The organism is Pseudomonas sp. EYE_354, assembly GCF_023148575.1.
Taxonomy (GTDB): domain Bacteria; phylum Pseudomonadota; class Gammaproteobacteria; order Pseudomonadales; family Pseudomonadaceae; genus Aquipseudomonas.
The window spans coordinates 193,105-211,925 of the sequence record NZ_JAHXNQ010000008.1 but is presented as its reverse complement, the minus strand read 5'-3'; the positions used below and the strand labels follow the sequence as shown (position 1 = coordinate 211,925).

The following is an 18,821-nucleotide window of genomic DNA, read 5'->3' as shown; positions in this document are numbered from 1 at the left end:
TGTTCGGGCCAAAGCACCGCTATCATTAGCAGCCTATCTTTACCTGCTGCGACAGTGGACCTCTCCCCATGCCAGATACCCAGCGCCCCATGGCGGTCACGCTGCAAGTTGTTTCCATCGTCTTGTTCACCTTCATCGGCTACCTGAATATCGGCATCCCCCTGGCCGTATTGCCGGGCTATGTCCACAGCGAGCTGGGCTATGGCGCGGTGATTGCCGGATTGGTCATCAGCGTGCAGTACCTGGCGACCCTGCTGAGCCGCCCGTACGCGGGCAAAATCATCGATAACTTGGGCAGTAAGCGCGCCGTGCTGATCGGCTTGGCAGGCTGCGGCCTGAGCGGGGTGTTCATGCTGATCGCGGCCTGGTCCGCCAGCCTGCCGGCGCTGAGCCTGGGCAGCCTGCTGGTGGGCCGCCTGGTGTTGGGCAGCGCGGAAAGCCTGGTCGGCTCGGGTGCCATCGGCTGGGGCATCGGCCGGGTAGGCGCGGCCAATACCGCCAAGGTCATCTCGTGGAATGGCATTGCCAGTTATGGCGCGCTGGCGGTCGGCGCACCGCTGGGCGTGCTGCTGGTCAGTCACCTGGGGCTGTGGAGCATGGGCGTCAGCATTATTGTGCTGGCGCTGTTGGGCTTACTGCTGGCCTGGAACAAAGTCGCGGCGCCGATTGTGACCGGCGTGCGCCTGCCGTTCATGAATGTACTCGGTCGCGTCTTGCCCCACGGTTGCGCGCTTGCCCTGGGCTCCATCGGCTTTGGCACCATCGCCACCTTCATCACCCTGTATTACACCACCCAACACTGGGATAACGCGGTGTGGGCGCTGAGCCTGTTCGGCGCCAGCTTTATTGGCGCGCGCCTGCTGTTCGGCAACTTGATCAACCGTATCGGCGGCTTTCGCGTGGCGATCGCCTGCCTGTCAGTGGAGATCCTTGGCCTGCTGTTGCTGTGGCTGGCGCCGGATGCGCACCTGGCCCTGGCCGGCGCTGCCTTGAGCGGGTTTGGGTTTTCGCTGGTGTTTCCTGCGCTGGGGGTGGAGGCAGTCAATTTGGTGCCCGCATCGAGCCGCGGTTCGGCGGTGGGGGCTTACTCACTGTTTATCGACCTGTCACTGGGCATCACCGGCCCGTTGGCCGGGGCAGTGGCGGCAGGCTTCGGCTTTGCGTCAATCTTCCTGTTTGCCGCCCTCGCCGCCCTCGGCGGTTTACTGCTGAGCGTGTACCTGTACCGGCAGGCGCCCAAGGCCCGCGAAACACGCGACGCTTAGAAGTCGACCTTGCCGCGCCCGGCCTTGATGCTGCCGCGCTTGGTCTTGGATTCCAGGCGGCGTTTCTTCGAGCCCAGAGTGGGCTTGGTCGGGCGGCGTTTCTTCTCGACCTTGGTGGCGCTGAGGATCAACTCCACCAAGCGCTCCAGCGCATCGGCGCGGTTCTGTTCCTGGGTCCGGTATTGCTGGGCCTTGAGGATCAACACGCCGTCGCTGGTGATGCGACTGTCACGCAGTGCCAGCAGCCGCTCTTTATAGAAATCCGGCAGCGACGACGCCGGAATATCAAAACGCAGGTGCACCGCGCTCGACACCTTGTTGACGTTTTGCCCACCAGCGCCCTGGGCGCGGATGGCAGTCAGCTCGATTTCGGCATCGGGCAGGTGCACGTTGTTGGAAATGACCAGCATTACTGAAAAACCTTAGGCAACGGATAAGCCAATCGTGGATAACAACATAGGCAACAAGGTCACCCGTGGAATGAAAATACCCTTGATGGCTTTGCTCGGCACTTTAGCACTCATTCAAACTTCGCAGTCCTTCGCCGATAGTGCCAACGGCAAGACTCTGTATTCACAGCGATGCGCCATGTGCCACGGAGCGGACCTCAAGGCGACGGGACCATTGGCCAGGAAAAGCAGCCCGCCTACACCTGACCTGACGACGCCCGCGTTCAAAAAACGCCTGGCTGATTATCCGGGGGTTATTGTCTCTTCGGTCATCCTTCGTCCTAACGGAAGCCTGATTCCAAAAACATTACAGGAGAATGGAGTGCGTGTACCGCCGCATGCGTGGAGCGTTGAGGATTTTCGCGATTTGAATCAATACATGACTGGTGTGATTTTAAAAAGCCGGTGAATGGCTCCACCTTTACCTGAGCTTTTCGAGGGACTGAGTACCGCATCCGGAAACGCTGTCAGCCCCGGGGGGTCGCGTGGTACACACTCAGCATTAAAAAATGCATTCGAAACAAACTGAATTTTCCGTCTACTTTTCCCACGTTTATCATCGAATAATGCCAATTCCAGTTACTTGATCCTCCCTCGTAGGCTCACTCCCCCCACACAAGGAAGTGAGCCCATCATGATCGGGATTTTATTCTGGTGTTCCCGGTGGAGTCGGGGGTTCGGCCGCTGTATGTGGTGGTGAGTGTTCGAAGAAAAACACTTCCTGCACTGGGTCACGGTTATCACACGGCGCCGACTACGGAACAAATCACCGGTTTCTCTGGTTTGAGGAGCATAAAAGGAATGACCCCAAAGCAGGGAGGTGCGGGTGTACGGAAACGATGGATGGATGCCAAAAACAGAAAAATCTTTGAATGGGACTCGGCAGAAGGGGAACTGGAAGTTTACTTAATAAGTGACGGCAGCCATATTGGTGCGTTCAATCATATAACTGGCGAAAGAACAAAACAGCCAAATCCAAAGAGAAACATCAAAAAATACCTGTGAGGAAAACATCCATGAGTCTCAGAGTCATACTCGAATGGTTTGAAAAACCTACGAAGTTCGGAGTTGGAGAAGAAGCGTCAACTATATTTGAAGATACTCATTCGATACTTGCTTCGCTTGAGCTAGAGAAAGACTATCAGATTTTCGATGGCGCCTACAATCTTAAGAAAAAGTGGATAGCGGTCCTACAACCTCACTTCAAACATGAGATAAAACAAGACAACTATGACTACCAGATTTCATTCCACCATCAGGGGCCTTGGCCATACTGAGTATGGTACTGGCAGCGAGTATACAGTTCAGTGATGGGAGCCACATGGGACTCAAAGTGAGATTGGAATGGTTCGACAGAACCACAAAGTGGCTAAGCGGAAGGGAGGACTCTGCGGATTGAGGAAACGATTACTCCGTGATTTTCAAGCTCGGGTTGTCAGTAAACGAGGACATCAATAACGGCATGTTTGAACTGCGGCAGGAGTGGTTATCACCGATCCAAACATACTTCTCTCATGAGATTGCTTTTTCAGAAAGCGACTACTTCCATCGCGTTTGATTACAAAGATGCACACGAGTGATACAGACCGAGATGCCTTTTATGAGGGCAAAGAAAGAGATAGATATGATCGCAGCATTGGTAACTTCGGTGGTGAGAGCACTGGAATACCAGACGTCCAGTTCTCTTTTTTCATCACCCCTGAAAAGCAAACGCCCCGACACGTCAGGGCATTTGCTTTCAGGCGGTCCAGGCAGCGTTATCACACCGTCTGCCGGTTCTGGTTACATGACGCCGCTTACTTCAACCCCGCGCTCGCAGGGTTCAGCGCCGCTTCAGCACGGCGCTTGTTCTTGACCCAGTAACACACCGCCATAAACGCCACCCACACCGGAATCGCGTACACCGACACCTGAATCCCCGGAATCATCAGCATGACCACCAGGATAAACACCACGAACGCCAGGCAGATGTAGTTGCCATAGGGGTACCACAGCGCCTTGAACAACGGCACCTGGCCGGTGCGGTTCATGTGCTGGCGGAACTTGAAGTGCGAGAAGCTGATCATCGGCCAGTTGATAACCAGCGTGGCCACCACCAGCGACATCAACAATTCCAGAGCGTGTTGCGGGATGAAGTAGTTCATCAGCACCGCCACCAGGGTGACCGCCGCCGAGGCGAGGATCGAGCGCACCGGTACGCCGCGTTTGTCGATCTTGGCCAGAGCCCTGGGCGCATCGCCCTGCTCGGCCATGCCCAGCAGCATGCGGCTGTTGCAGTAGGTGCCGCTGTTGTACACCGACAACGCCGCGGTCAGTACCACAAAGTTGAGGATGTGCGCGGCGGTGTTGCTGCCCAGCATGGAGAACACCTGCACGAACGGGCTGCCGCTGTAGGCATCGCCGGACGCGTTGAGGGTCGACAGCAGGCTGTCCCACGGCGTCAACGACAACAGCACCACCAATGCGCCGATGTAGAAGATCAGGATGCGGTAGATCACCTGGTTGATCGCTTTGGGGATCACGGTGCGTGGCTGGTCGGCTTCGGCAGCGGTAAAACCGAGCATTTCCAGGCCGCCGAACGAGAACATGATGATCGCCATGGCCATCACCAGGCCGCCGACGCCATGGGGGAAAAAGCCGCCGTGTTCCCACAGGTTGCTCACCGAGGCTTGCGGGCCGCCGCTGCCGCTGACCAGCAGGTAGCTGCCCAGGGCGATCATGCCGACGATGGCCACCACTTTGATGATCGCAAACCAGAATTCAGCCTCGCCGAACACTTTGACGTTGGCCAGGTTGATCAAGTTGATCAGCACGAAGAACGCCGCCGCCGAGACCCACGTCGGGATCTCCGGCCACCAGTAGTGCACGTATTTGCCGACGGCCGTCAGCTCCGACATCCCCACCAGGATGTACAGAATCCAGCAGTTCCAGCCCGACAGGAAGCCGGCAAAACCGCCCCAGTACTTGTGGGCAAAGTGGCTGAAGGAGCCGGCAACCGGCTCCTCGACGATCATTTCGCCGAGTTGGCGCATGATCATGAAGGCAATAAAGCCGCAGATCGCATAGCCCAGGATCATCGACGGACCGGCGGATTTGAGCACCCCGGCCGAGCCCAGGAACAGGCCGGTACCGATGGCGCCACCGAGGGCGATCAACTGGATATGACGGTTTTTCAGGCCGCGTTTCAGCTCGCCCGAAGGGGAATGGGGTCCACTCATGAAAAGGCTCTCACGCAAGGTTTGATGATGTTGAATGCAGGTTGCTGCCTTGAATTGACGACTCAAGCAGCGCCGCTCAAACCCCAGCGCAGGCACCAGGAGTACAGCGTCTTTCTAACGGTCATGCGTCACCTGTTTGTTTTTATCTGTGACGAAATCGAACCCGTCCGGCTCGTGGCAGGGCGGAGTGATCAGGGTGGGTACACCCAGAGGTCTTGGCCTTTTGCGTGGTTACGCAAGGGAGTCACAGTAAAACGCGGCGCATTGTACACCGCTCGACCGCTTACGCCCGCACCCGAAAGGTGCATGCGACGATCTGTCAGCTATTCCTTACAGCAAATGTCGACGCAATGAGCGCGAGGACCAAGCGTAAACTAATCGTTACAACGCGGAAAATCCGCGTTACAAATGTCACACGAAGGAAAATTGGCGAACGCACCCACCGGATAAATCGACACCGCCAGCTCTCTGAATTTCTTCAAGAAAAAAACCTGCAGAAAAAACAGAAAAGAAAATCCAAATGAAACCGTGGCAATAAACATTTTGCATAAACCATGCGCCTCTCCTAGGTTCATTCCACTTGCCGGCGAAGCCCGCTGGCGAGCCGTTCTCAAATACCGTCCTCTAGGAGATCCACCATGCAAGCACTGGAAAACGACCTGGAAACCGAACTGCAACTCGACGATTGGTTTGAAGCGCCGACCCACGACGCCGCCGTCGAAATGATGCAAGCAGACGCCGTCGTGCCATTCGGCACCGCGATGTGGCCGTTCTAACCACCGGCAGGCATCCGGCGGGCGCCGCGCATGGCGCCCGCCCCCTTACCCAAGGCACAGAAGGACACCCGTCATGGACAAGGCCCGCGCCGTCGAACACTTTCTCTACTACCTCGCCCATCACCCGGCCCTCAGCGGCGTGAGCTGCCCCACGGTGCTGCTGGGCCATACCGAGCGCTACGACGCCATCGCCCAGGCCATCACCCACAGCAGCGCCGCGCGCTTCAATGTCCAGAGGCAGCGCCTGGACCAGGCCGCCCCCGATACGCTGGCGCGAGCCATCGAGACGTGCGACCTGTACGTGTTTTTCTACGATTCATCCACGCTGCCCAACCCACGCGCCGAAGGCCCGGACTTTATCCGTGCCCTACAGGGCGTGATGGCCGAACACTGGAAGAAGTCGCTGTTGTTCAAGGATTACGGCGACTACTTCTACGACACCTTCAGCGTCGCGCCCCAGCGCATCGCCGATCTCAATGCCACGCTGATCCGACGCATGTCCCAGGCCAATGTTCTGCGCTTCACTGATAAGCACGGCTCCCGCCTGGAGACGCCGCTGAGCAGCATCAAAAAGTGGACCAATATCAACGGCGTCGGCAACCACGACCTGGCCCCCGGCGAAATCGCCACCCACAGCGAAGCCATCAATGGCCAGGTACGGTTTGTCGGCACCTTTCTCAGCACCATCCCCTTTGCGCGCAAATACGGCGTGCTGGAGTCACCGCTGGAGTTGTGGATCGAGAACTCGACCGTCTGCAGCGTGGCCAGTGACGTGCCGGGACTGGTGGATGATTTCAATAAGTACCTGAACGCCAACCCGTCCAATCGCCGCGTGGAGGAACTGGGCATCGGCACCAACGAAGGGGTGCTGGACCTGTATGCGCGCAACGCCGGGTTCGAGGAGCGCCATTGCGGTTTGCACCTGGGCTTGGGCGGCGGCCAGAAAGGCAGTCATCACCTGGACTTGATCTTTGCCAGTGGGGTGTTGGCGCTGGATGACAAGCCGGTGTTCGATGGCAGATTTGCTTTCTGAGCCACTCCCTCAGGTGTTGGTATTTCAAATTCAGCGCAAAAAAAAACGCCAACCCTGGGGTTGGCGTTCTTTATGCGGCGATTAAATCACTGCGGCTTCTTGCGACCAAAACCAGGACGCTGACCCGAACCGGCCGGAGCGCCACGGCGCTTGCCCGACGGCTCGTCGGCGACCAGTTTCGGGCCAGGACGCTTGTTCGCTGCCGGCTTGGCTGGACGCTTGGTGCTGGCGTTGTCGGCTGGGCGATCCGCTTCACCACGGTTGCTACGACCACCGGCCGGCGCAGGACGCGGTGCGCGCGGGGCACGCTCGCCTTCCTGACGGGACGGTGCCGTTGGGCGACGTTCACCTTCGATGTGCGGCTGACGCGAGATACGCCCGCCGGTGGCTGGTGCATCCAGCGCCGGGCGCACGGTGCGGGCCACGCGCTCGGTACGGGCCACAGGGCGCGACGATTTACGCTGCATACGCTCAAGCTTGTCTTTGCTCTTGGCGTTCATCTGCGGCATAGCAACCGGCGTCAGGCCTACTTCGGCACTGAGGATGTCGACTTCGTACTGGCTCATTTCGCGCCAGCGGCCCATCGGCAGGTCGGAGTTCAGGAACACCGGGCCGAAACGCACGCGCTTGAGGCGGCTGACCACCAGGCCCTGGGATTCCCACAGGCGACGCACTTCGCGGTTACGGCCTTCCATCACCACGCAGTGGTACCAATGGTTGAAACCTTCGCCACCAGGGGCCTGCTTGATGTCGGTGAACTTGGCCGGGCCGTCTTCCAGCACCACGCCGGCCTTGAGGCGTTCGATCATCTCGTCATCGACTTCGCCGCGCACACGCACCGCGTATTCACGGTCCATCTCGTAGGACGGGTGCATCAGGCGGTTGGCCAGTTCACCGTCGGTGGTGAACATCAGCAAACCGGTGGTGTTGATGTCCAGACGACCGATGTTGATCCAACGGCCTTCTTTGGGCTTGGGCATCTTGTCGAACACGGTCGGACGGCCTTCCGGGTCGTCACGGGTGCAGATCTCGCCATCGGGCTTGTTGTACATGATCACGCGGCGCACCGATTCGGCGGCCTCTTCACGCTTGATGACCTTGCCATCAATGGTGATTGCATCGTGCAGGTCGACGCGCTGGCCGAGGGTGGCCTCGACGCCGTTGACCTTGATGCGCTTCTGGGTGATCCAGGCTTCGACGTCGCGGCGCGAGCCCACGCCGATACGCGCCAGCACCTTTTGCAGTTTTTCGCCTGCTGGGCCGATTTCCTGGCTGTCGTTCTGGTCTTTGTCGTTCATCGTAAGCACCTCCCGGTGGGTCGATTCAGGCCTGGCCTGAAGAGTGTTGAAAGCTGGGCTTTCGCCGAATAGGTCGGCAAAGGGTCGCGAATCATACGCGTATGGCGCGCGTTGCGCATCAGAGACTAGTCGATAAGGCCGACGTCATCGGTTTTTCCGCCGACCGGTGGTGCCCGGAGCACCATGAGACGGCCTCAGTCTTCGAACTGGCGGCGTTCGTTCTCGATGGCTTCGGCCAGGGCCCGGGCTTCGTCTTCCTCGTCGCTCAGGGGCGGTTGCTCAAGGGCGGCGACGGCGGCCAGGAGTTTTTCGCGGGCTTGTGCCACGCCGAGGATGTCTTCTTCGGGCTCCGGGGTCTCCGGCTCAGCCTCAACGTCCGCCGTTACCGCGGCTTCAGGCTCGGCGGCGCCATCACGCAACAAGTCATCAAAGTCGGTCTTGATGCCCTGCTCCATGTCGTCCAGTTCCAGCAGCAAGGTATGGAAACTGGTTTCGTCCTTGGGCTCTTCCGGCTCGGCCGTCGCGTCAGCCAGCTCCTGCAAGCCTGGGGGCACCGGCGCGTCGTCGAAGTCCAGCACCGGCTCGGCTTCCATCTCGCGCAGTTCGGCGAGCGGTGGCAGGTCGTCGAGGTTTTTCAGGTTGAAGTGATCGAGAAACACTTTGGTGGTGGCGAACATCGCCGGTTTGCCCGGCACATCGCGGTAACCGACGATGCGGATCCACTCACGCTCCAGCAGCGTCTTGACGATATGGCTGTTGACCGCAACGCCGCGCACGTCCTCGATCTCGCCACGGGTGATGGGTTGGCGATAGGCAATCAGCGCCATGGTCTCCAGCATCGCCCGTGAATAGCGCTGCGGACGCTCTTCCCACAGGCGACCGACCCACGGGGAAAATTTCTCGCGGATCTGCAGGCGATAACCCGACGCCACTTCGCGCAGTTCAAAGGCGCGGCCGTCACAGGACTTGCGCAGGATCTCCAGCGCCTTTTTGAAAACCGGCGGTTCGGGGCGCTCGGCCTCTTCAAACAGTTCGAACAGGCGCTCCAGGGATTGCGGCTTGCCCGAGGCCAGGAGAAAAGCCTCCAGCAAAGGGGCCAGTTCGCGGGGTTCAGTCAGATTCATCGATTCAGCTCTTTATTCGGCTCGCGCCCGCACGTGGATAGCCGCAAAAGGCTCATTCTGGACCAGTTCGACCAAGGATTCCTTGACCAGCTCAAGGATCGCCATAAAGGTCACCACTACCCCCAGACGCCCTTCTTCCTGGGTAAACAACTCGACAAACGGCACGAAGCCGCCGCCCTTGAGGCGCTCCAGCACATCACTCATGCGCTCGCGGGTCGACAAGGCCTCACGGCTGACCTGGTGGCTTTCAAACATATCGCCACGGCGCAGCACCTCGGCCATGGACATCAGCAATTCTTCCAGGCTCACGTCCGGCAATAGCTTTCGCGCACGGGCCTCGGGCGCGTCGAGCTTGGGCACCACCACGTCACGGCCCACACGGCTCAGACCGTCGATACCTTCCGCGGCCGCCTTGAAACGTTCGTACTCTTGCAAGCGACGGATCAGTTCGGCGCGCGGGTCGTCCTCTTCGGCCTCCACCGTCTCCGAGCGCGGCAGCAGCATGCGCGACTTGATCTCGGCGAGCATGGCGGCCATCACCAGGTACTCGGCCGCCAGTTCCAGGCGCACCGACTGCATCAACTCGACATAGCCCATGTACTGGCGGGTAATTTCCGCCACCGGGATGTCGAGGATATTGATGTTCTGCTTGCGGATCAGGTACAGCAGCAAGTCCAGCGGGCCTTCGAAGGCATCCAGAAAGACTTCCAGAGCGTCCGGCGGAATGTACAGATCCAGCGGCATTTCCAGCACGGCCTGACCATACACCATGGCAAACGGCAGTTCCTGCTGGGCGCCCGCCTGCGGGTCGACGGTTTCCACAGACGACATTCAGGCCTCGACCATAAAGGGCGCTGGATCGCCGCAGCCCACACGAATCACTTCGGGTTCGCCATCTGCCAGGTTGATCACGGTGGAGGCTTTAGCGCCGCCGAAACCGCCGTCGATGATCAGGTCCACCTGTTTTTCCAGCAGTTGGCGCATTTCGTAAGGATCTTCCAGGGGCTCGGTATCGCCCGGCATGATCAACGACACACTCATCAACGGCTCGCCCAACTCGGCCAGCAGCGCCAGGGCAATCGGGTGCTCCGGCACGCGCAGGCCAATGGTGCGCTTCTTGGGGTGCAGCAGCAGGCGCGGCACTTCGCGGGTAGCGTTGAGAATGAAGGTGTAGGGCCCCGGTGTGTGCGCTTTGAGCAGGCGGAAGGTACCGGTATCGACCTTGGCGAACAGCCCCAGTTGCGACAAGTCGCTGCAGATCAGCGCGAAGTTGTGCTTGTCGTCCAGCTGACGCAGACGCCTGACGCGCTCGACCGCGCCCTTGTCGCCGATCTGACAACCAATGGCGTAGGACGAATCGGTGGGGTAGATCACCACGCCACCGGCGCGAATGATCTCAACGGCCTGCTTGATCAGGCGCGCCTGGGGGTTTTCCGGATGAATCTGGAAGAATTGACTCACGTGTTCTACCTGTTCAGACGGTGGCAATAATGGGGTCATGCTTGAATCGCCCCCACAACAGCGGCAGATCGTCCGGGACGGGGCGATACTCGCCGATCTCGGACCAGCCGCCTGGGCCATGAAAGTCACTGCCGGCACTGACCAGCAGACCAAACTCGCGGGCAAGTATCGCCAGGCTGCCGACCTGTTCGGCGGGTTGATGCCCGTTGACCACTTCGATAGCGTGGCCGCCCGCTCCAATATAGTCGCCTATCAGCTTGCGGCGTTTGCTGCGGGTGAAATCGTAATGCCAGGGGTGCGCCAGGCTGACCCAGGCCCCGGCGGCCCGCAGCGTCTCGACGGTGTCCTCAAGGGTCGGCCAATGTTGCTTCACATCGCCCAACTTGCCGGCGCCCAGCCATTTGCGGAAGGCTTCGGCGCGGTCCCTGACAAACCCTTCACGCACCATCCAGTCAGCAAAGTGCGGACGGGCCGGCGCATTACCGCTGTCGCCCAGTTCCTGCTGGATGGCGCGGGCGCCTTCAAGGGCGTTGGGCATGCCTTTGAGGCTGAGCTTGCGGCTTATTTCTTCGGACCGCAGCCAGCGGCCATCGTGCAAATCGGCGATGGCCTGTACCAGCGGCGGCGCGGTTTGATCAAAACCATAACCGAGCACATGAATGGTGGCGCCGCCCCAGGTGCAGGACAATTCGACACCGTTGACCAGTTGCATGCCCAAGGCATGGGCCGCCGTACGGGCCTCATCAAGGCCTTCGAGGGTGTCGTGGTCAGTCAACGCCAGGACTCGCACGCCTTTTTCAAACGCACGCGCAACCAGTACCGCGGGCGCCAGGGCGCCGTCGGAGGCCGTGCTGTGGCAGTGCAAATCAACATTCACGGGTGTTTGTAACCTCAAGTCAGCTGGCGCTTTCGCAACCAAGGATGTTTGTTATTATGCCGCCACATCCAGCTTCTGGCTCTTACTGTGAAACAATTCATCGACTTCATCCCGCTGTTGCTGTTTTTCATCGTTTACAAACTTGACCCTCGGGTCGTCGATCTGGCCGGCCATGAGCTGACTGTCGGCGGCATCTACAGCGCCACCGCGGTGCTGATCATCAGCTCCATCGTGGTCTACGGTGCGCTCTTCATCTCCCAGCGCAAACTGGAAAAAAGCCAATGGCTGACCCTGGTCGCGTGCCTGGTTTTCGGCAGCCTGACCCTGGCCTTTCACAGCGAAACCTTCCTTAAATGGAAAGCCCCGGTGGTGAACTGGCTGTTCGCCCTGGCGTTCATCGGCAGCCACTTCATCGGCGACCGCCTGCTGATCAAGCGGATCATGGGCCATGCGCTGACCCTGCCGGAGCCGGTATGGACACGCCTGAACGTGGCCTGGATCGTGTTTTTCATCTTTTGCGGCGCCGCCAACCTGTTCGTGGCGTTCACATTCCAGGACTACTGGGTCGACTTCAAAGTGTTCGGCAGCCTGGGCATGACCGTGTTGTTCCTGGTCGGCCAGGGCATCTACCTGTCGCGCCACCTGCATGACACCGAGCCCACCACGCCGAAAACCGAGGACTGACATGCTCTACGCAATCATTGCCACCGACGTTGAAAACTCGCTGGAAAAACGCCTTAGCGTACGCCCAGCTCACGTCGAGCGCCTGAAAGTGCTGCAAGCCGAGGGGCGCATCGTGCTCGCCGGCCCTCATCCGGCCGTGGACAGCAACGACCCAGGCGACGCCGGTTTCACCGGCAGTCTGATCGTGGCCGAGTTCGCCTCCCTGGCCGACGCACAGGCCTGGGCCAAGGCCGATCCATACGTTGCAGCCGGTGTTTACGCCGACGTCGTGATCAAGCCGTTCAAGCAAGTCCTGCCTTGACCAGGGTCGCGCCGAACCATTTGCGTTCGGCGCGCTCCTAATTGCTCATTATTCCCGGTAACCTGCCGACAACATTCTGAATATTCGTGTGGAATCAGGAGTTCCGATGCGCTTACGTCAGTTGTGTCTATTGGCAGTGTTAATGATCGGGGCTACGGCCCACGCTGAAGAAACCTCAAACACCGGCAGTTCCACGCCCCTGTCCTTGAGTGCCGGCGCCCAGATCACCGAGCTGCAGCAACGTTTGAAAGAAAGCGAACGCCAGCGTGAAGAGCTGAGCAAGCAACTGCAAAGCGCGGATGCCAGCCGTGAAAACGCTCAACTGAACCGCCTTCGCCAAGAGAACCAACGCCTGGCACAGCAACTCAAAGATTCACAGGGCGTCGCCTTGAGCCGATGGCTGACCGAGCAACAGCAGTGGTTTGTCACCGGCGGGGCCGTCGCGCTGATCGCCTTGCTGTGCGGGATCTTCGCCAGCGGTGGGCACCGTCGCCGTCGACAATGGCTAAATTGAGTGAGTCATGAGCGAGCTGTTACTGATAGATGATGACCAGGAGCTCTGCGAGCTGCTGAGCAGTTGGTTGAGCCAGGAAGGTTTCCAGGTGCGTGCCTGTCACGATGGCTTGAGCGCGCGCAAGGCCTTGGCCGACAGCGCACCGGCCGCCGTGGTGCTCGACGTCATGCTGCCCGACGGCAGCGGCCTGGAGTTGCTCAAGCAATTGCGCAACGACCACCCGGAGCTGCCCGTGCTGATGCTCTCGGCTCGGGGCGAACCGCTGGACCGCATCCTCGGCCTGGAACTCGGCGCCGATGATTATCTGGCCAAACCGTGCGATCCGCGCGAGCTTACCGCGCGCCTGCGTGCCGTATTGCGCCGCAGCCACCCGGCCGCCGTGTCCACTCAACTGGAACTGGGCGACCTGTGCTTCAGCCCGGTGCGCGGCGTGGTCAGTATCGATGAGCAGGAATTCACCCTCACCGTCTCCGAAAGCCGCCTGCTCGAAGCCTTGCTGCGCCAGCCCGGCGAGCCCCTGGACAAACAGGAACTGGCGCAGATCGCCCTGGGCCGCAAGCTGACCCTTTACGATCGCAGCCTGGACATGCATGTGAGCAACCTGCGCAAAAAAATCGGCCCGCACCCGGATGGTCGGCCACGGATCGTTGCGTTGCGCAGCCGAGGTTACTATTACAGCGTTTGAAGCAGTTGCACGCAGCAAGTCAGCGGCTCTCCACTTGCCGCTGAACGCTCGCAGCTGCCCCCCTCCCCCTTACCAAACCTTTACGCTCCGCTGACGGCGGCTGACCTTGATCTCCGTAATCTACTCACATCCGGACTCACCGGAATAGAGACAGGAGAATCACCATGCGCAAGACCCTTATCGCTTTGATGTTCGCCGCAGCCCTGCCGACCGTTGCCATGGCCGCCATGCCGGAAGGCCCAGGCCCAGGCCCGATGGGCGGCCCTGAAGGTCACATGATGGGCGGGCCGGGCCACGACGGTGAACACGGTCCGCGCGGCAAAGGCGGTCCTTTCAGCCAACTGGACTTGAGCCGCGAACAGCGTCAGCAGATCGGCAAGCTGATGGGCGACCAATGGCACGCTCGCAAAGACCTGACCAAAAAGTACCTGGACAAACTGCCGGCCGCTGACCAGAAGGCCATGCAGGACGAAATCGCCGCCGGCAAGCAGAAAACCCAGGCGGATATCCGTGCCGTGCTCAAGCCGGACCAGCAGAAGAAGTTCGACGACATCATCAAGCGGCAAGAACAGCGCCGTGCCGAGTGGAAGGAATTCCAGGCCTGGAAAGCGCAACAGGCGCAAAAAGCGCAATAATGCCCTCGCGTTAATGCTCCCAGCCCAGTGGCCCCCGCCACTGGGCTTTTCCTGTTTGAGGGTTTCCTGTGCGTTCATTGTTCTGGCGCATCCTGGCCAGCTTCTGGCTGGCCATCGCCTTGGTTGCCGGGTTGTCGATCCTGCTTGGGCACATGCTCAATCAGGATGCCTGGATTCTCAGCCGTCACCCCGGCCTCAATAACCTGGCGCAAGAGTGGACCCAACTCTACGAAGCCCAAGGTGAGAACGCCGCCCAGGACTTGCTGCAACAGCGCAAGCGCCAGTACCACATCGACGTGCAAGTGCTCAACGAAAGCGGCGAGCCGGTGGTGCGCGGTACTTTCCCGCGCCGCGCCGCCGCCTTTGAAGCCCGCCAGAACGACAGCCAGGAAGGCCACCTGCCCTGGCGACGCCTGACCGCCGAATACACCAGCGAGAAGACCGGCGACACCTACCTGTTGATCTACCGCATCCCGCACCCGGAACTCGATCAATGGCACCGCAGCAGCCTGACCTGGCCCTTGAGCGCCTTGGCCATTGCCCTGGTGGTGCTGACCCTGTTCAGCCTGTTCGTTACCCTCTCCATCACCCGTCCGCTCAGCCGTCTGCGCGGTGCCGTGCATGACCTGGGCCAGGCCACCTACCAGCAAAACAGCCTGGCGCGCCTGGCCAATCGTCGCGATGAATTCGGCGTACTCGCCACCGACTTCAACCGCATGGGCGCTCGCCTGCAAAGCTTGATAGGCAGCCAGCGCCAGTTGCTGCGCGACGTGTCCCACGAGCTGCGCTCGCCCCTGGCCCGCCTGCGCATCGCCCTGGCCCTGGCCGAACGCGCCAGCCCCGAAGCGCGGGAAAAACTCTGGCCACGCCTGACCCGCGAGTGCGACCGCCTCGAAGCGTTGATCAGCGAAATCCTGGTGCTGGCCCGTGTCGATGCCGACAACGCCAGCGCCGAAGACGTCGACCTCAATCCCCTGCTCAAAACCCTGCAAAAGGACGCCCAGCTCAGTGCGCCGGACCAGGAGGTGCACTTGACCGCCGCCCCTGACCTGCATCTGAAGGGCTGGCCAACCATGATCGAGCGGGCGGTGGATAACCTGCTGCGCAACGCCCAACGCTTTAACCCGCCAGGCCAGGCCATTCAATTGCAGGCGCAGCGCCACGGCGAACGCATTCTGATCAGCGTGCGCGACCACGGCCCCGGCGTCGAAGCCGAATACCTGAGCCAACTGGGCGAACCCTTCTATCGCGCCCCCGGCCAGACCGCGCAGGGCCATGGCCTTGGCCTGGCCATCGCGCGGCGCGCCGCCGAACGCCATGGCGGCAGCCTGATCCTGGCCAACCACCCGGACGGCGGCTTCATCGCCAGCATTGATCTGCCGTTGGAACCGGGGGTTGCCACGTCGGTGTGATGATCTTTTATAGTGGCCCTTCTCTTACGGAGGGCCTTTGATGACTGACCTGCTGACCCCCATCCAAGCCGCACTCGACCTGCCCCTCACGCCACTGGCCTTTAGCGAAGCCGGTGCGCTGCCCTCGACCTACGCCGTGACCGAGTTGGCCAGCGCCAGCATCGGCGCCGCCGGGCAAGCGGTTGCAGAGCTGATCCGCCAACAGACCGACCGTTTACCCGGCGTCAGCGTTGACCGACGCCTCGCGTCCTTCTGGTTCTCGTCCTCGATTCGCCCCGTGGGCTGGCACGTGCCGCCCCTGTGGGACCCGGTGGCCGGCGACTACGCCAGCGCCGATGGCTGGATCCGCCTGCACACTAACGCGCCCCATCATCGGGCCGCCGCCGAGCGGGTACTGGGCAAAGTGACTGAGCGTGCCGAAATGGCCAGGCACGTCGCGCCATGGCATGCCGCCGAGCTGGAACAGGCGATCGTCGAAGCCGGCGGCTGTGCGGCGCAGATGCGTTCGTGGCCGGCCTGGCAAGCCCATCCCCAGGGGCTGGCGGTGAATGCCGAGGCGCTGGTCCAGCGCCAGGCCTACGAGACAACCTGCAATAAACCCTGGCTCGGCTCGGTGGCGCGCCCGCTGGCCGGTATCAAGGTGCTGGATTTGACCCGTGTGTTGGCCGGCCCCGTGGCCAGCCGTTTTCTGGCCGGGCTGGGCGCCGACGTACTGCGCATCGACGCCCCCACCTGGAACGAACCCGGCGTGGTGCCGGAAATGACCCTGGGCAAACGCTGCGCTCGTCTGGACCTGAAGACGCCCGAAGGCCGTCAGGTGTTTGAAGGGTTGCTCAAAGACGCCGACATCCTGCTGCACGGTTACCGCGCCGACGCCTTGGAGCAACTGGGCTACACCGCCAGCCAACTGCAAGCCCTCGCCCCCGGTCTGATCGACGTCAGTCTTAACGCCTATGGCTGGAGCGGCCCGTGGCGCAATCGCCGGGGCTTCGACAGCCTGGTGCAGATGAGCAGCGGTATTGCCCACGCAGGGATGGTCTGGAAACAGTCGGACACTCCGCTGCCGCTGCCGGTGCAGGCGCTGGATCACGCGACCGGGTATTTGATGGCGGCGAGCGTGATACGCGCCTTGAGCGAACGTTTGCAAACCGGCCGTGGCGGTTCGGCGCGGTTGTCGCTGGCGCGCACGGCCAAGCTGTTGGTGGAGGCAGGCCCGGTGCCGGAGCAACCGGCGTTACGCGCCGAAGCACCCGGTGATCAAGGGCAGGTGATTGAGCAAACCGCCTGGGGCCCGGCCCATCGTTTGCTCGCGCCGCTGACCATCAGCGGCTCCCCGTTGCAGTGGGATTTGCCCGCGGGCGAACTGGGCTCACACCGCCCGCAGTGGTGAACACGCTTTGCTGTGGGCACCACGCTTGTTGGAGTGAGCGGGCTCGCCCCGCGCCGAACTGCGCAGCAGCCCCCCAATCCGCTCGCCACCCCGATCAAAGCGCCAATACCCCGCTGTACAACCCATACGCAGCCAGCCCCGCGCCCGCGAGCACGCAGCTGAAAATGCCTTTTTCCAGGTGGGTAAATAACGGCTGCCCCTGTTCGCGCTTGGCCAGGGCAAACAGGATCACGCCCGGTGCGTACAACAGCGCCGACAGCAGCAGGTACTTCAGGCCCCCGGCATAGAGCAGCCATACCGCGTAACCCAGAGCAATCAATCCCACCAAAAGATCCTTCATGCGCTGGCCTTGGGCGCCTTCATAGGTTTCGCCGCGCCCGCTCAGCAACACCGCATAGGCCGCCGACCACAAGTACGGCACCAGAATCATCGACGACGCCAGGTAAATCAGCGTGGTGTAGGTGCTCTGGGAAAACAGCGTGATCACCAGAAACACCTGAATCATCAGGTTGGTCAGCCACAGGGCGTTGATCGGTACCTGGTTGGCGTTTTCCTTTTTCAAAAAGGCCGGCATGGTCTTGTCATGGGCCGTGGCATAGAGGATTTCTGCACAGAGCAGCGCCCACGACAGCAAGGCTCCCAGCAGCGACACCACCAGGCCGAGGCTGATCAACATCGCTCCCCAGGGACCGACGATGTGCTCAAGCACTCCGGCCAAGGAAGGGTTTTGCAGACCGGCCAACTCCGGCTGGCTCATGACGCCCAGGGACAGCACGTTCACCATGACCAACAACGCGAGCACGCCGAGAAACCCGATCACCGTGGCCCGGCCGACGTCCGAGCGCTTCTCGGCCCGCGCCGAATAGATACTCGCCCCTTCGATACCGATGAATACAAACACGGTGACCAGCATCATGTTGCGCACTTGATCGACCACACTGCCGATCTGTGGATTGCCCAGGCCCCAGATATCGCGGGTAAAAACATCGGCCTTGAATGCCACGGCGGCGATCACGATAAACATCAGCAACGGCACGATCTTCGCCACGGTGGTGATCTGGTTGATGAACGCCGCCTCCTTGATCCCGCGCATCACCAGGAAATGCACGGCCCACAGCAGCAACGACGCACAACCAATGGCCACCGGAGTATTGCCTTGACCAAACACCGGAAAAAAATAGCCGAGGGTGCTGAACAGCAATACAAAGTAGCCAACGTTGCCCATCCACGCGCTGATCCAGTACCCCCAGGCGGACGAGAACCCCATGTAATCGCCGAAACCCGCCTTGGCATAGGCGTACACCCCGGAATCCAACTCGGGTTTGCGATTGGCCAGGGTCTGGAACACAAAAGCCAGGGTCAACATGCCGACGGCGGTGATCGCCCAGCCGATCAACACCGCCCCCACCTCAGCGCGTGCGGCCATGTTTTGCGGCAGAGAAAAGATCCCTCCGCCAATCATCGAACCCACCACCAGGGCGATCAGGGCGCTGAGTCGAAGTTTTTCGGCCGGTTGAGACATGCAGACTCCTGAATCCATAAAGTATGAGCTGACCACCGTGTACTCAACTAATTAACTCAGCGAGTGTAGCGTTTATTAGAGAGCGCAATAAAAACCGCGCACTCATAACTCAACGGCATGACAATCTTTAGGCTTATTTAGAATTTAAATACAGCAACTACTTCTGTCGCTTTTGCG

General features: G+C 60.6%; 21 protein-coding genes and 1 pseudogene. 14 read left to right on the top strand and 8 right to left on the bottom strand.

Annotated elements, in window-relative coordinates:
• Positions 1-68: 68 nt before the first annotated feature.
• Positions 69-1,265, top strand: a complete 1,197-nt coding sequence (locus KZX66_RS13575) for an MFS transporter (RefSeq protein ID WP_248080084.1) — start codon at positions 69-71, stop codon at positions 1,263-1,265.
• Here KZX66_RS13575 and arfB read toward each other — a convergent pair.
• Complete coding sequence (gene arfB, locus KZX66_RS13570) at positions 1,262-1,675, bottom strand: alternative ribosome rescue aminoacyl-tRNA hydrolase ArfB (RefSeq protein WP_042945196.1); 414 nt, start codon at positions 1,673-1,675, stop codon at positions 1,262-1,264. The genes KZX66_RS13575 and arfB overlap by 4 nt on opposite strands.
• A gap of 70 nt (positions 1,676-1,745) precedes the next feature.
• Between arfB and KZX66_RS13565 the strand changes: the two genes are divergently transcribed.
• The 4 genes and pseudogenes from KZX66_RS13565 to KZX66_RS13550 all read left to right on the top strand — a co-directional run bounded on the left by KZX66_RS13565 (position 1,746) and on the right by KZX66_RS13550 (position 3,272).
• Positions 1,746-2,123 (top strand): cytochrome c, encoded by a 378-nt coding sequence (locus KZX66_RS13565; RefSeq protein ID WP_248080211.1) that lies wholly within the window; start codon positions 1,746-1,748, stop codon positions 2,121-2,123.
• A gap of 230 nt (positions 2,124-2,353) precedes the next feature.
• A pseudogene (locus tag KZX66_RS13560) lies at positions 2,354-2,719 on the top strand (colicin E3/pyocin S6 family cytotoxin); the annotation flags it as partial.
• A gap of 11 nt (positions 2,720-2,730) precedes the next feature.
• The gene (locus tag KZX66_RS13555) at positions 2,731-2,991 is read left to right on the top strand and encodes a colicin E3-like toxin immunity protein (protein ID WP_248080082.1); all 261 of its coding nucleotides are present in this window, start codon (positions 2,731-2,733) and stop codon (positions 2,989-2,991) included.
• Between the two features lie 137 nt (positions 2,992-3,128).
• On the top strand, positions 3,129-3,272 hold the full coding sequence (locus KZX66_RS13550; RefSeq protein WP_305393522.1) for a colicin E3-like toxin immunity protein: 144 nt from the start codon (positions 3,129-3,131) through the stop codon (positions 3,270-3,272).
• Positions 3,273-3,510: 238 nt separating this feature from the next.
• Here KZX66_RS13550 and KZX66_RS13545 read toward each other — a convergent pair whose 3' ends face one another.
• Entirely contained in the window at positions 3,511-4,932 is a 1,422-nt protein-coding gene (locus KZX66_RS13545) for an amino acid permease (protein ID WP_248080080.1), read from the bottom strand.
• Between the two features lie 638 nt (positions 4,933-5,570).
• On the opposite strand from KZX66_RS13545, the gene KZX66_RS13540 reads away from it, so the two are divergent.
• Together KZX66_RS13540 and KZX66_RS13535 are read left to right on the top strand one after the other, a co-directional pair.
• Entirely contained in the window at positions 5,571-5,708 is a 138-nt protein-coding gene (locus tag KZX66_RS13540) for a hypothetical protein (RefSeq protein ID WP_163034543.1), read from the top strand.
• Between the two features lie 73 nt (positions 5,709-5,781).
• Positions 5,782-6,741: a leucyl aminopeptidase gene (locus KZX66_RS13535; RefSeq protein WP_248080078.1), complete on the top strand. Its 960-nt coding sequence runs from the start codon at positions 5,782-5,784 to the stop codon at positions 6,739-6,741.
• A gap of 86 nt (positions 6,742-6,827) precedes the next feature.
• On the opposite strand, the gene rluB is transcribed toward KZX66_RS13535, so the two are convergent.
• The 5 genes from rluB to KZX66_RS13510 all read right to left on the bottom strand — a co-directional run bounded on the left by rluB (position 6,828) and on the right by KZX66_RS13510 (position 11,501).
• Positions 6,828-8,039, bottom strand: a complete 1,212-nt coding sequence (rluB, locus tag KZX66_RS13530; RefSeq protein WP_248080076.1) for a 23S rRNA pseudouridine(2605) synthase RluB — start codon at positions 8,037-8,039, stop codon at positions 6,828-6,830.
• A 194-nt stretch (positions 8,040-8,233) separates the two neighbouring features.
• On the bottom strand, positions 8,234-9,163 hold the full coding sequence (gene scpB / locus KZX66_RS13525; RefSeq protein ID WP_248080074.1) for an SMC-Scp complex subunit ScpB: 930 nt from the start codon (positions 9,161-9,163) through the stop codon (positions 8,234-8,236).
• 12 nt (positions 9,164-9,175) lie between these two features.
• Positions 9,176-9,874, bottom strand: coding sequence for a ScpA family protein (locus KZX66_RS13520; RefSeq protein WP_248080207.1), 699 nt, complete (start codon positions 9,872-9,874; stop codon positions 9,176-9,178).
• Between the two features lie 120 nt (positions 9,875-9,994).
• Positions 9,995-10,624: an L-threonylcarbamoyladenylate synthase gene (locus tag KZX66_RS13515; RefSeq protein ID WP_248080205.1), complete on the bottom strand. Its 630-nt coding sequence runs from the start codon at positions 10,622-10,624 to the stop codon at positions 9,995-9,997.
• Between the two features lie 13 nt (positions 10,625-10,637).
• Positions 10,638-11,501: a PHP domain-containing protein gene (locus KZX66_RS13510; RefSeq protein ID WP_248080072.1), complete on the bottom strand. Its 864-nt coding sequence runs from the start codon at positions 11,499-11,501 to the stop codon at positions 10,638-10,640.
• Positions 11,502-11,588: 87 nt separating this feature from the next.
• On the opposite strand from KZX66_RS13510, the gene KZX66_RS13505 reads away from it, so the two are divergent.
• From KZX66_RS13505 to KZX66_RS13475, 7 genes are all read left to right on the top strand, one after another.
• Positions 11,589-12,185 carry a septation protein A gene (locus tag KZX66_RS13505; protein WP_248080071.1) on the top strand — a complete coding sequence of 199 codons (597 nt, stop codon included), beginning with the start codon at positions 11,589-11,591 and terminating at the stop codon, positions 12,183-12,185.
• Position 12,186: 1 nt separating this feature from the next.
• Positions 12,187-12,486: a YciI family protein gene (locus tag KZX66_RS13500; RefSeq protein ID WP_248080069.1), complete on the top strand. Its 300-nt coding sequence runs from the start codon at positions 12,187-12,189 to the stop codon at positions 12,484-12,486.
• Positions 12,487-12,592: 106 nt separating this feature from the next.
• On the top strand, positions 12,593-13,000 hold the full coding sequence (locus tag KZX66_RS13495; protein WP_248080067.1) for a translation initiation factor 2: 408 nt from the start codon (positions 12,593-12,595) through the stop codon (positions 12,998-13,000).
• 7 nt (positions 13,001-13,007) lie between these two features.
• Positions 13,008-13,685 carry a response regulator transcription factor gene (locus KZX66_RS13490; RefSeq protein ID WP_248080066.1) on the top strand — a complete coding sequence of 226 codons (678 nt, stop codon included), beginning with the start codon at positions 13,008-13,010 and terminating at the stop codon, positions 13,683-13,685.
• A 164-nt stretch (positions 13,686-13,849) separates the two neighbouring features.
• Positions 13,850-14,320, top strand: a complete 471-nt coding sequence (locus KZX66_RS13485; protein ID WP_248080064.1) for an LTXXQ domain protein — start codon at positions 13,850-13,852, stop codon at positions 14,318-14,320.
• Between the two features lie 68 nt (positions 14,321-14,388).
• Positions 14,389-15,732 carry a HAMP domain-containing sensor histidine kinase gene (locus tag KZX66_RS13480; protein ID WP_248080062.1) on the top strand — a complete coding sequence of 448 codons (1,344 nt, stop codon included), beginning with the start codon at positions 14,389-14,391 and terminating at the stop codon, positions 15,730-15,732.
• A 40-nt stretch (positions 15,733-15,772) separates the two neighbouring features.
• Positions 15,773-17,122, top strand: coding sequence for a CoA transferase (locus KZX66_RS13475; RefSeq protein WP_248080060.1), 1,350 nt, complete (start codon positions 15,773-15,775; stop codon positions 17,120-17,122).
• A gap of 94 nt (positions 17,123-17,216) precedes the next feature.
• Here KZX66_RS13475 and arcD read toward each other — a convergent pair whose 3' ends face one another.
• Positions 17,217-18,644 carry an arginine-ornithine antiporter gene (arcD, locus tag KZX66_RS13470; protein WP_248080059.1) on the bottom strand — a complete coding sequence of 476 codons (1,428 nt, stop codon included), beginning with the start codon at positions 18,642-18,644 and terminating at the stop codon, positions 17,217-17,219.
• Positions 18,645-18,821 lie beyond the last annotated feature (177 nt).